The sequence below is a fragment of the Actinomycetota bacterium genome, from assembly GCA_019347575.1.
In the GTDB taxonomy this organism is placed as follows: Bacteria; Actinomycetota; Nitriliruptoria; order Nitriliruptorales; family Nitriliruptoraceae; genus JAHWKY01.
In genome coordinates this window covers 1-11,917 of the sequence record JAHWKY010000016.1, presented here as the reverse complement: position 1 = coordinate 11,917, position 11,917 = coordinate 1, and the positions used below count along the sequence as shown (strand labels likewise).

Genomic DNA, 11,917 nt, shown 5'->3' with positions numbered 1-11,917 from the left:
CGACCCCTAACCCCGCGACGACCGCAACAACCACCGCATCCGGTGGTTCCTCGAGTCAGCGGTAGATGAACAGGGGGGTGCCCAGGGGGGCGAGATCGGCAGCCCACACGAAGTCGATGGCGGGGTTGCTGAGCCGGGCGCAGCCGTGCGATGCCGGGTGGGCAGGTATCGACCCCGAGCCGTGGATGGCGTGGCCGGCGCTCGTGAAGTACTTGGGTCGCCACAACCGTCCCAGCTCGGCCTCGCGCATCCCGTCGATCTGGCGGTTGAAGGTGAACCAGCCCTCCGGCGTGTGGGCGAAACCGCGGCTACCGTCGCGGCGGGTGTAGTAGGTCTCGGTCCCGGTGGAGGTGTTCATCGCCCACTCCACGTGACCGTTGACGATGAACATCATCACCTGCCGGGTCTTGTCGATCTCGACCCAGCGCCCCGACCGGTTCGTGGCTCGTGGGACCGGGCGTGTCGCGGCTTCGAGGCGCTCACGTGTGACCGTGTCGGCCTCGCCCGTACGCGGCAGTCCCTCGTACTTCTGGAACGCCATGATGGCCTGCGACGTCACGAACCCGAAGGTCCCGTCCGCGCGACCGAGCCAGTAGCCGAGCTCGGTGAGGCGGTTCTGGATCGCGACCACGACCGGGCCGGTATCCCCCCGCCCGAGATCGAGCTTGCGGTACGTGAACGCGTACTGGATGTGGCGCCAGTGCTCGCCGTCGAACGCTGCCGCGTAGACGTCGACGGTGTGGTCGATGCCGGGCTCGGGCGTGAACGGCAGGTCCACGGTCTGGAAGACCAGGTGGTCCCGGAAGTCGCCTTGCACCGTGCGTCCGGTGATCTCGGCTCCATCGATGGTGGCGTGGATCACCGAGTGCGCCAGCTCGAGGTCGCGATCGAACCCGATCTCGATCGTCGACAGGCTGTTGGTCACCGCGCTGTGGACGGGCTGCAGATCGACCTCCCGGGGACCGTCCACGTGACCGAGCATCGCGCGGTGGAGGTCGCCACGCACACGCTCGTGTAGCGCGGCGGGACCTCCCAGCAGACGGACCCGGACCGGATCGGTCGCCGCGACGGCCGCTGACTGCGCAGGTGGCAGTCCGTCACTGCGGCTGAGGTGCAGCGTCCATCCCAGACGTGCGGCGTAGGGGCCTCCCGCCAGTGCGTCCGCGAAGCCCTGTCCGCTGGCGAGGACGAACTGCTCGCTCGTCCCACCGAAGTGCTCGACGACGGTGGCTGCGGTCTCGTAGCGATCGTCACCGGCGAGGCGGCGGACCCGCGCTCCCGTCCGCCCGATCGCCTCCACGACGTCGGCGCTAACCGCCTCCGGCCCGCCCACGACGAGCACCTCGTCGAAGTCGCGCTCGCGCAGCACCTCCTCGGTCGCGGCCGACAGCTCGTCGGTGCCCGTGAGCAGGATCGGCAGGCCCTCACGAGCGGCGGGCGCGGCGACCGCGAGGGCGTCGGCGAACGCGGCGCCCGCTGCGACGACCGCGGTCGTGCTCTCCGCGAGCACACGCGCGACGGCGGCTGCTGTCCCGGCGCGGTCGGGACCGGAGTGACGCACCACGTCGAAGCCGAGGTCACCCACGTCGTCCACGACCTCGTCGCTGAGGGCTTGCTCCCCGCCGAGCAGGTGGACCGTCGCATCGTCCGTCAGCACCCGACTCAGCTCGGCAGCCGTGGCCGACGCGAGCCCGTCGCTGGGGGTCAGCAGGAGCGGTCCGCCGACGTGCACGGCGAGCGGGGCCGCCGCGAGTGCGTCGGGGAAGTCGTCGGAGCGTGCGAGCACGACCGCGGGGGCCGATCCGTCCTCGGAGAAGTTGGAGCGGCTGATCTCGACGGCGGTCGACAGGCGGTCGGCCCCTGCCACCGAGTCGGTGCGCAGGCCGCTGACACCGAAGCGCCACAGGCGGCTGGCGAGGTGCCCATCGCCGTCGCGGAACTCGATGTGCGCGATGTGGTGGCCGGGGTCGAGATCGAGTCGAGCGTCGAGGAGGCCGCGTCCGGTGTCCAGCTCGTAGGGCTGGTCGATCCCGTCGACCTGGAACACGGTCACCCGGCTCACGCCTGCGGGCGAACTCAGGACGGCGATGATCCGGGTGGTGCCGGTGACGACCTCACCTGCGGCCGGACGGATGTGCTGGATGGTCGGAGCAGCTGCCGCTGCGGCGGTCGTGGGAGCCGAGGCCAGAGCGAGACCGGCCAGAACGAGGACCAGTGCAGCCGTTCGGCGCCCCACGCGACCTCCCGTCTCGGGCCTGGCAAACTAGCGCCAGCTGGCTCCGCGCCCCGGAACCCTAGATCCTCAGGTGCAGCAGGTGCGTGCCCTCACCGGTCGGGGTTACGCGTGGCGGCGCGGGGCGAGATCACCGCGGTGGATCGCCCGGACCGTGTCGATGGTGTCGGCCTCGTGGGGATCCTTGTCGGGGCGGTAGCCCTTGACCCGCGCGAACCGAAGCGCCAGCCCGCCGGGGTACCGCGTCGAACGCAGCACACCGTCGAAGGCGATCTCGACCACCTGCTCGGGACGGACGTGCACGACGTGTCCGCTGCGTCCGGTCTCGAGCTCGAGGAAACGCTCGGTCTGCCAGGCGAGCATGTCGTCGGTGAGTCCCTTGAACGTCTTGCCGAGCATCACGAAGCCCTCCGTCTCCGGGTCGCGGGCCCCGAGGTGGAGGTTGCTGAGCATGCCCCGACGTCGCCCCGAGCCCCACTCGACCGCCAGGACGACGAGGTCGAGGGTGTGGGCCAGCTTGACCTTGCGCCACGCCTTGCCGCGGCGCCCCGCCTCGTAGGGAGCGTCGGGGTTCTTGACCATCACCCCCTCGTGACCGCTCTCGAGGGTCTGGTCGAGGAACGACTCGCCGATCTCGGGGTCCGCCGTGACGATGCGGTCGGCGCGGATGGACAGGGGCGCGATCTCGTCGAGTCGGGCGAGCCGCTCCCGCAGGGGCAGGTCGAGGACGTCCTCGTCATCGGCGTGGAGCAGATCGAACAGGAACAACGACAGCGGCAGGCGGTTGCTGTCCTCGACGTTGTCGTCCGTCGTACTGACACGCGCCATGGTCGTCTGGAACGAGTGGGGGCGGCCATCGGGGCGCAGCGCGATGGCCTCGCCGTCGGCCACGTAGGGATCGGCGTTGACCGTCAAGGCCTGCGACACGACGTCGGGCACTTCACCCGTGATCTCCCGAAGGTTGCGCGTGAACACCCGGACCTGGTCCCCGCGCCGGTGGATCTGCACCCGCGCCCCGTCGAGTTTGCGCTCGACCACCGCCTCGCCCAGCTCGTCGAGCGCGTCGGTGACCGACGGTGAGGTCGCCGCGAGCATCGGCTGGACCGGGCGGAACAGCTCGAGGCGGTAGGTCGCGAGCGTGGCGGGGCCCTCGGTGAGTGCGTCGCGCGCCACGATGCCGAGGTTGCCGCCGAGCATCGACGCCCGTCGGACGTCCTGCTCGTCGACCCCTGCCGCTGCCGCGACCGCCTTGGTGACCACGCCGGCGAGCGCGCCCTGGCGGAGTTCGCCGAGTACGAGGCCTCGAAGGAAGCTCTGCTCTTCCTCGGTCGCTCGGCTGAGGAGTTCCTCCAGGGTGTCGAGACGTGCCCGTCGCGAGCCAGCACCTCCTGCCGCTGCCAGCGCGTCGAAGGCGGACTCGACCTCGGTGACGGTCAGCGAGGGTTGCTCTGCCGGTGTCACGGAGATGCTGCCGAGTGCCGACCAGCCGACGTCGAGTCGGGGCTGGCGGGTCTCTCCTGACAACCACGACACGATGCTGGTGACCTCGTCGCGGTCCACGTCAGTCAGGAGTGCCGCGAGGGTGGTGACCTTCTCGTTGCGGCTGCGGGTGGCGCGGACGGCCGCGGAGGTGGTCACGATGCGATGGAGCAGCACGTCAGGGCCCGCCGGTCCGGAGGTCTCGGACGGTACCGGGGTGCGCGCGACGGACCTGCGGGTCTAACCTGACGCCCCGTCAGGTACTGCCGACACCGGAGACCGCCACCGTGCCGACCACCACGCCGATATCCGGGACGATCGCGATCCCCGAGGCGGAGCGCAAGGTCGAGCACGACAGCCTCGAGCAGATCGACAAGCTCGTGGCGGAGGTCGCGGGTCACCGCGACGCGTGGCTGGCGCTCGGCATCGACGACCGCATCCGCCTCCTCGGGGAGGCCATCGAGGCCACGCTCGTACTCACCGAGATGTGGGACCGCGCCGCGCGCGCCCCGAAACACATCGCGGACGGCAGCGCGTACGACGGCGAGGACCTCGGATCGGGACCCTGGGCGCTCATCCGCAACCTCAAGCTGCTGCGCAACACGCTCACCGACATCCGCGACCATGGCGAGGTCCGGTTCCCCGGTGAGCCCTTCACGCGCCCCGACGGGCAGGTCGTCGTGCCGGTCTTCCCCACGTCGAAGCTCGACCAGGTGGTGCTCGCCGGTCTGAAGGGGGAGGTGTGGCTGCAGCCCCACGTGACGCTCGACACCGTGACGGCCGCACCGAACTACCTCGGCGAGAAGGGTGGCGGCGGTGTCTGCTTCGTCCTCGGAGCCGGCAACGTCGCCCCGATCGGGGCGATGGACTGCCTGCACAAGCTCTACGCCGAGGACGAGGTGTGCGTTCTCAAGATGAACCCGGTGAACGAGCACATGGGGCCACTCGTCGAACGCGCCATGGAGCCGTTCATCCGAGAGGGCTACCTCCGGGTGGTCTACGGCGGCATCGAGCAGGGTGTGCACCTGACCAACCACGAGCTGATCACGTCGATCCACATCACCGGCTCGGACAAGACCCACGACGCGATCGTGTTCGGGCCGGGCGCCGAAGGCGCCGACCGCAAGCGAGCCAACGAGCCGCTGCTCGACAAGCCCATCACGAGCGAGCTCGGCAACGTGACCCCGATCATCGTCGTCCCGGGGCCGTGGAGCGACGCGGACATCCAGTACCAGGCCAAGCACATCGCGACGATGCTGACCAACAACTGCGGGTTCAACTGCGCGGCGGGGCGGATGATCGTCACGCACCGGCGTTGGGCCAAGCGCGACCAGCTCCTCGACGCGATCCGTGCGGCGCTCGCCGAGGCGCCCACGCGGCACGCCTACTACCCCGGGGCGGAGGAACGGTGGAAGCTGTTCACCGACGCGCACCCCGAGGCCGAGACCTACGGCGATCCCGCCCCCGGCGAGCTGCCCTGGACCCTGGTGGCCGACCTCGATCCCGACGCGACCGATGACATCGCCTACCGCACCGAGGCGTTCACGAGCCTGTTCTGCGAGGTGCCGTTGGACGTCGCGACGGACGTGGCGGCGTTCCTGTACGAGGCGACGCGGTGGTGCAACGACAACCTGTGGGGCACGCTCGCCGCGACCGTCCTCATCCATCCGAAGACGCAGAAGGACGCCGAGAACGCGGCAGCACTCGACCGCGCCATCGCCGATCTCCGCTACGGCACCGTGGCGGTCAACGCCTGGGCGGCGCTGGGCTACGGGATCACCACGACGCCGTGGGGCGGCTTCCCCGGTCACACGCTCGATGACATCGGATCGGGCATCGGCTTCGTGCACAACACGTTCCTGCTCCAGGACGTGCAGAAGGGTGTCGCGCGCGGGCCGTGGCGCCTCGGCAAGAAGCCACCCGGCTCCTACGACTTCACGACCATGCCTCAGCTGATCCGCAAGCTGCTGCGGCTCGAGGCGTACGACGACTGGCGGCAGGTCCCCGGCATCGTCCTCGACGGCATCCGCGCCTGACCTGTCCAGCGCATCGACGACCGGCACCGAGGGTGGCGCCGAGACCTGAGCGGGAGCGGTTCCCTGCGCCCAGCCGCGGGTTCGTGCTCCCGCTCGGTCAGCTCTCGAGGATCTCGCCGGCGACGCGCTCGCCGGACTCCACCGCCCCGTCCATGTAGAGCATCCAGCGCTCGGCCGTCTCGGTGCCAGCCCAGTGGATGGGACCCGTGGGCGGCCGCAGGGCGGCGCCGTACGCCGTCCACGCCCCGACCGGGAAGTACGCGCCGTAGCAGCCGCGAGTCCAGGGGTCGATGGTCCAGTCCACGATCACCACGTCCTCGGGGCGGCGGGTGCGAGGGCCGAACAGCCGCTCGAGGTCGGTCAGCACCGCCGCGCGCTGATCGGACGCCGGTAGCGCTCGCAGCGCCCGCGCATGGTCGGCCTCGACGAAGCCCATGAGCACGCCCGGGGTCCCGCGGAGCGGGGTGTTGTCGAACGTCGCGCTCAGGTGACCCGCGTCGGTCGCGGACTGGCCCGAGAGCCCGAAGTCGCGCCACCACGGCCGGTCGTAGACGACGTTGACCTTGATGACGTCGCCGTGCCGGAGCGTGTCGAGCAGACGACGTCGCGGTTGTGGCAGCCCCGGCTCGAACGCGAGCTGGGCGGCCAGGGCCGGAGGCACGGCGAGCACGGCGTGACGCGCCCTGACCGAGCCGCGGTTCGTGCGGACCGCGACCCCTTCGTCGGACCAGGTGATCGCGGTGACGGCGTGGTTGAGCCGAACCGCGTCACCCAGTTCGTCCGCCACGCGCTCGGCGACGGCGTTGGATCCCCCGAGGAAGCGTCGCTCCTGCGCCCCGCCCCGCACCTCGGTCAGCGCCGGCACGCTCCCTGCCGAGGCGACGAAGAACGCCGTGTGGAGCAGGGAGGGCTCGCGCGGCTCCGCGGCGAGGATGGTGCGCGCGGCGAGCCGGACCATCGCGTCCGCCTCGCGATCACGGACGTGCTCGCGTAGCCAGTCGTCGAACGTCGTGGTGTCGAGTGCGGGATCGGCGGTCCACGGTGCCCCGGGATCCACGGCGCGGCTGAGGTGGCGCAGCTTCGCCCAGACGCGCCCCACCTCGAGCAGGGCGCGCGGGTTCACCAGCGGGACCTCACGGAACGTCCGCCACGTCCCCCCGGTGTGGAGCACGTGCCGCCCTTCGTCGTGAACGGGGTAGGTGGCAACGCCCACCTCCGCGGCGAGCGCCAGGATCCGTGTCTGCGTCGGTCCGACGAACTGCCCTCCGACCTCCACGACCTCGCCATCGCCGAGGTCGTGGTTGCGCACGCGACCGCCGACCCGGTCGCGTGCCTCGAGCACGAGCACGTCCCGCCCCGCCGCGACCAGACGTCGCGCTGCTGTGAGCCCCGCGAAGCCGGCGCCAACGACGACCACATCGGTGGCGTTGGCCTCGCTCAAGCCGATGCCCCGTCGAGGAAGCCCGTCAAGCCCGTGGGGAGATGCGGGCCGAAGCACAGCTGCTCCAGCACGCCCACCCCCTCCTGACCGTCGACCGTGACCCGGCACGCCTGCTGCACGTGGATGGCGGTGCCGTCGGTCGCGGGGAGGTCGGCGTGGACGATCTCGTCACCGGCGACCTCGAGCTCGCTGCGGTAGCCGCCGTGGTGCCACTGCGGGTGGCCGTAGCCCAGTCCGCGCAGCAGGAACCGCGGTCCCGGCTCGAGCACGGCCTCGAGAGTGCTCCCGTCGCTGCCGCGGAGGTGGAGCACGGCGCGGCGCGCGCGGCGGGTGCCCGGCTCCCACTCGATGTCGTACGCCGCGGGCAGCAGGTGCTCGACCTCGACGTGGGGACCGAAGGTCGCCCCGCTCGGACCGATGACGGGCAGGCGGACCGCGGCGTCGGTGGTCCGTCGCCCTCCGGCGTCCTCCATGATGGCGACGTGGAGGCACGCGTCGTCGAGGTGCAGCGGCGCCCACAGCCAGAACACCTCCGGCAGCACCCCAGACGGCGCCCCGATGCCGGGCGCGGCCAGAGGCCGCACGCCCCACGACCGGTCCCGGGTACCCGGGACGTCGACGATCTCGGTCCGCTCGCCGCGATCGTCGATCCAGCCGGTCCAGGTGCCCCACTGTGTCAGCCTGGTGGTGTCGAGGATGACGCGGGTGCGGTCGTGCAGCGTCTGACGAGGTTCCTCCAGTGCGGCGGTCCGGGCGCTGAAGGTGAGGTCCGCGGCGAGGCCCTGGTCCGGCGCCTCCACGAGGACGCGGAGCACCCGCAGCGGCTCGACGACCTCGATGCTGACCGGTCCGAGCGAGGTGACGGCGGGATCGGTCGGGGCGCGCCCCGACACGAACACCGAGCGTTGGGTTCCATCGAGCGCGACGGAGAAGGCGGCGTCGACGACGTGCCGTGTCGGGTAGCGGCCCATCGTTGCCCCGAAGAAGCGCCCCGAGTCGAGGTCGTAGCCGTGGAAGAAGTAGCGGTCGTAGTGGTTGTGGTCGCCGCTCCACGCGTGCGCGAGAGGGATCGGTACTTGGTGGACGGGGTAGTCGTCGAAGGGTGTCAGCACGTGCCTCTCCGGGTCGTCAGCCGAACGGTCCGGGCTCGCCGGGGGAGGGCAGTTCCATCACCTGCGCCAGGTACCGGGTGGCGAGGTTGTTGCGGTCGACATCGGAGTCGTCCGGCAGGTGGCCCTGGGTGATGACCTTGCGGCCGATGCGCGTCATCGTGATCGCGAACCGGAACCCGGCGAACACCTCGTACCAGTGAAGATCGTTGATCGTCCGTCCGAGCACCTCCTCGTAGGTGGTGATCGTCTCCTCGCGCGACGCGAAGCCCGGGAGGCGGTCGACGTTGACGCCGAGCGACAACTGGGCGTCCATGTAGAGGAACCAGCCCAGGTCCACCTCCGGTGGACCGAGCGCGGCCATCTCCCAGTCGAGCAGCGCGACCGGCCGGTGGTCGCGGAACACCATGTTGGAGATGCGAGCGTCGCCCCAGTTCAGGACGGGAGCGGGCTCGTCGTCGGGGAGGTTGGCGCGGAGCCACTCGAGGGCGGCGTCGATGGTCGGCTGCGGTCGACCGTCACGTCCCCACTGGAGCAGGTCGGTCCACTCTCCGAGCTGCTGGTCGAGACCGGTCGCGCCGAACTGCGGTCGGTCGAGGAAGCCCAGGCCCAGCGCCTGCGGATCGTGGCGATGCAGGCGAGCCAGCGCCTCGACCGCTGCGTCCCACAGCACGGCCTGGTCCTTCGGTGCCGCGTCCTTGACCCACCCCAGCATGGGGTAGGGCGGGGAGTCCGGCGGGATGTCGCCGTCGACCCGCTCCATGACGTAGAAGGGGCGACCGATCACCGACGCGTCCGGTTCGTACCAGCGCACCGTCGGAACCGGCACGTCGGTCGCGCTCAGCAGATCCATGCAGCGGTACTGCGACTCGAGGTCGTAGGTGCGGAAGACGGTGGTCCCCTCCGGTCGTGTCCGCAGCACCTGCTCCTCGCGGTGCTCGCGACCGCTGACCGTCCACGTCACCGTGTACAGGTAGGTCTCGCTCGAGAAGCCGGTGCCCTCCGGCGCGCGCAGATCAGCGACCTCGACATCATCGGCCTCGATCAGCCGCGATGCGAGCCACGTCCGCAGCGAGGCGGTGAGCTGCTGGGTGTCCTCGTTCTCGCTCAACGGCCACCTCCTGCTGGCCACGGTAGTCACGCCTGTCGCTACCGTGACGGTCGGCACCAGCCCGGAGGGGACCTCGCGTGCTGATCGCGAGCTGGAACGTCAACTCCATCAAGCAGCGCATGGACCGCATCGTCGAGTTCCTCGAGCTGCACGATCCCGATGTGCTGTGCCTGCAGGAGACCAAGTGCACGACCGAGCAGTTCCCCCAGCTCGAGCTGCAGGCCGCGGGGTACTCGGGGGTGGAGTGCAGCACGGGGCGGTGGGGCGGGGTCGCGATCCTCGCGCGGTCCGAACCGACCGACGTGGTCCGCGGCCTGCCGGCCGAGCCCGATCCCGATCAAGCGCGGTGGATCGAGGCCAGCGTCGAGGGCGTCCGCATCATCAGTATCTACGCCGTCAACGGCCGGACCCTGCAGGACCCCGAGTACCAGCGCAAGCTCGCCTTCTACGATGCCGTACGCGAGCGCGTCGCCGAGGTGGCAGGCGACGGACCGCTCGTGATCACCGGCGACTTCAACATCGCGCCCCGCGACGCGGACGTGTGGGACCCGCAGGCCGTGCACGGTGGCACGCACGTCAGCCAGGCCGAGCGTGACCGGCTCGCTGCGGTCATGGCCGCGGGGGAACTCTCGGACGCGTTCCTGGTCTCCCCGGAGACCGGACCGGAACGGTTCACCTGGTGGGACTACCGCGCCGGGGCGTTCCACCGCGACCTGGGCATGCGCATCGACCTGGCGCTCGTCAGCCCCGACGTCGCGGCCGCGCTCGAATGGGTCGGCATCGCGCGTGACTTCCGCAAGGGCAGCAAGCCCTCCGACCACGCACCGCTGCTGATCCGTACCAGGATGTGACCCGACGGAGGTAGTCATGACGAACCGGTGGATGAGCAGACGGCGCTTCGTCGTCGATCTCGGTCGCACGACCGTCGGAGCCGTGGTCCTCGGAGCAGCGGCCGTCGCCTGCGGGGGTGACGACGACGCCGAGGAGGCCCCGACCGATCCCGGCGACCCCACCGCGACGGCGCTGCCGGCGGACGGTTCGACCACCGGCCAGCCGGATGCTGGTGCGCGGTGGGGCAGGGTCGATCTCGAGTTCGTGTCGGCCTACGTGATCGTCCGGGACGGCGAGGCGGCGATAGTCGACACCGGCGTCGAGGGCAGCTCCGAGGCGATCGAGGCGACGCTGGGTGATCTCGGCGTCGGATGGCGTGATGTGGGGCACGTCGTGCTGACCCACCGCCACCCCGATCACGTGGGCAGCATCGTCCGCGTGCTCGAGCTCGCGGGAGACGTCACGCCGTACGCGGGCGTTGGCGACATCGAGGCCATCCGGGCGCCCGACGCGATCACCCCGGTGGGTGACGGCGACCAGGTCTTCGGGATGGATGTGATCGAGACGCCGGGGCACACGCCCGGCCACATCTCGTTGCTTGCGCCGGAGCTGGGTCTGCTGGTGGCCGGCGACGCGCTGAACGGCCCTGGTGCCGACCCGGACGGACCGGCGGGGATCGGTGGCGCCAACCCCGAGTTCAGCGACGACATGGACGCCGCCGACGCATCCGTCCGCAAACTCGCCGACTTGACCTTCGACGTCGTGGTCTTCGGACATGGCGGCCCCGTCGAGAGCGGGGCGCAGCAAGCGGTCCGTGAGCTGGCCGACTCGCTGTGAGCGAGCCGGTCAGTCGACGGTTCCGGAGGTGTCGTCGGGGCGGAGCACGTAGGCGATGTCGCCCTGTGCGAACGTGACGTCAGCCCAGTCACCGATGGCGAGGTCGATGCCCACGACGGTGGCGGGGCGCAGACGCACCGCTTCGCCGGTCAGCTCCGCGACGAGCTCCCCCCACGTCGGGTTGTGGCCCACCACCATCACGCGCTCGACGTTCGGTGCCTGCGCGATCACGTCCAGGGTCGCCTCGACCGTCGTGATGTACAGGGCTTCCTGGAAGGTGGTCTGCGTCGTCCACGCTCCGGATGCCGCAGCGATCTCCAACGTCGCCCTGGCGCGATCCACGGCGGAGCAGTAGGCGACGTCGGGAACCTCGTCAACGCGTCTGAGCGCCGCGCCGATCGACCGGGCCGACGCCTCACCTTCCGGGGTCAACCGGCGCTCGTGGTCGGGCTTGTCGGCCCCGGACTCCGCCCCTGCGTGCCGGAACACCAGGAGTCGCCTCATGGGCGATCACGGAGGTACTCCACGCTGGCTCCGTCCGTCGGCACCGCGTACGAACCAAGCGTGCCACGGTCGCGGCTCCTCGCTGAGGGAGGTCGCAAGGAGGAGCCGCTGATCGTGCTGCGCGGCTACCACCACACGTTCGTGCACGAACGGGACTGGGTCCTCATCCACGACGGTAAGGGCCGGGCCCGGTTCAAGCCCCCGCGGGGCCGCCGCTACCCACCACCCGGGCGATGCTGGGCGCTTCCGCGGAAGCGCGTGACTGGCGCCGCTACGACCCCGACATCCTGCGTGCCCGCGACGGCACCCCCGCCGACTACGACAGCTGCGTGATGG

Annotated in this window: 9 protein-coding genes; 3 read left to right on the top strand and 6 right to left on the bottom strand. The window is 70.8% G+C overall.

Going from position 1 to position 11,917, the window contains the following annotated elements; all coding sequences use genetic code 11:
- Positions 1-55: 55 nt before the first annotated feature.
- Both KY469_12200 and KY469_12195 read right to left on the bottom strand, forming a co-directional pair.
- Positions 56-2,236 carry a cell wall-binding repeat-containing protein gene (locus KY469_12200; GenBank protein MBW3663853.1) on the bottom strand — a complete coding sequence of 727 codons (2,181 nt, stop codon included), beginning with the start codon at positions 2,234-2,236 and terminating at the stop codon, positions 56-58.
- Positions 2,237-2,338: 102 nt separating this feature from the next.
- Positions 2,339-3,889 (bottom strand): ATP-dependent DNA ligase, encoded by a 1,551-nt coding sequence (locus KY469_12195; GenBank protein ID MBW3663852.1) that lies wholly within the window; start codon positions 3,887-3,889, stop codon positions 2,339-2,341.
- A gap of 110 nt (positions 3,890-3,999) precedes the next feature.
- Between KY469_12195 and KY469_12190 the strand changes: the two genes are divergently transcribed.
- Positions 4,000-5,748: an aldehyde dehydrogenase family protein gene (locus tag KY469_12190; GenBank protein MBW3663851.1), complete on the top strand. Its 1,749-nt coding sequence runs from the start codon at positions 4,000-4,002 to the stop codon at positions 5,746-5,748.
- A 97-nt stretch (positions 5,749-5,845) separates the two neighbouring features.
- Here the strand turns inward: KY469_12190 and KY469_12185 are convergent, their stop codons facing one another.
- The 3 genes from KY469_12185 to KY469_12175 are packed head-to-tail and all read right to left on the bottom strand — an operon-like array spanning position 5,846 to position 9,409.
- Complete coding sequence (locus KY469_12185) at positions 5,846-7,189, bottom strand: flavin monoamine oxidase family protein (GenBank protein ID MBW3663850.1); 1,344 nt, start codon at positions 7,187-7,189, stop codon at positions 5,846-5,848.
- A complete protein-coding gene (locus KY469_12180) occupies positions 7,186-8,301 on the bottom strand; it encodes a hypothetical protein (GenBank protein MBW3663849.1) in 1,116 nt (371 codons plus the stop codon). Before KY469_12180 ends, KY469_12185 begins: the two co-directional genes overlap by 4 nt.
- A 16-nt stretch (positions 8,302-8,317) precedes the next feature.
- On the bottom strand, positions 8,318-9,409 hold the full coding sequence (locus tag KY469_12175; GenBank protein ID MBW3663848.1) for a phosphotransferase family protein: 1,092 nt from the start codon (positions 9,407-9,409) through the stop codon (positions 8,318-8,320).
- A gap of 77 nt (positions 9,410-9,486) precedes the next feature.
- Between KY469_12175 and xth the strand changes: the two genes are divergently transcribed.
- Both xth and KY469_12165 read left to right on the top strand, forming a co-directional pair.
- Positions 9,487-10,260 (top strand): exodeoxyribonuclease III, encoded by a 774-nt coding sequence (gene xth, locus KY469_12170; GenBank protein ID MBW3663847.1) that lies wholly within the window; start codon positions 9,487-9,489, stop codon positions 10,258-10,260.
- Between the two features lie 31 nt (positions 10,261-10,291).
- Entirely contained in the window at positions 10,292-11,077 is a 786-nt protein-coding gene (locus tag KY469_12165; protein MBW3663846.1) for an MBL fold metallo-hydrolase, read from the top strand.
- A gap of 9 nt (positions 11,078-11,086) precedes the next feature.
- Here the strand turns inward: KY469_12165 and KY469_12160 are convergent, their stop codons facing one another.
- Positions 11,087-11,581: a histidine phosphatase family protein gene (locus tag KY469_12160; protein MBW3663845.1), complete on the bottom strand. Its 495-nt coding sequence runs from the start codon at positions 11,579-11,581 to the stop codon at positions 11,087-11,089.
- Between the last annotated feature and the right edge of the window lie 336 nt (positions 11,582-11,917).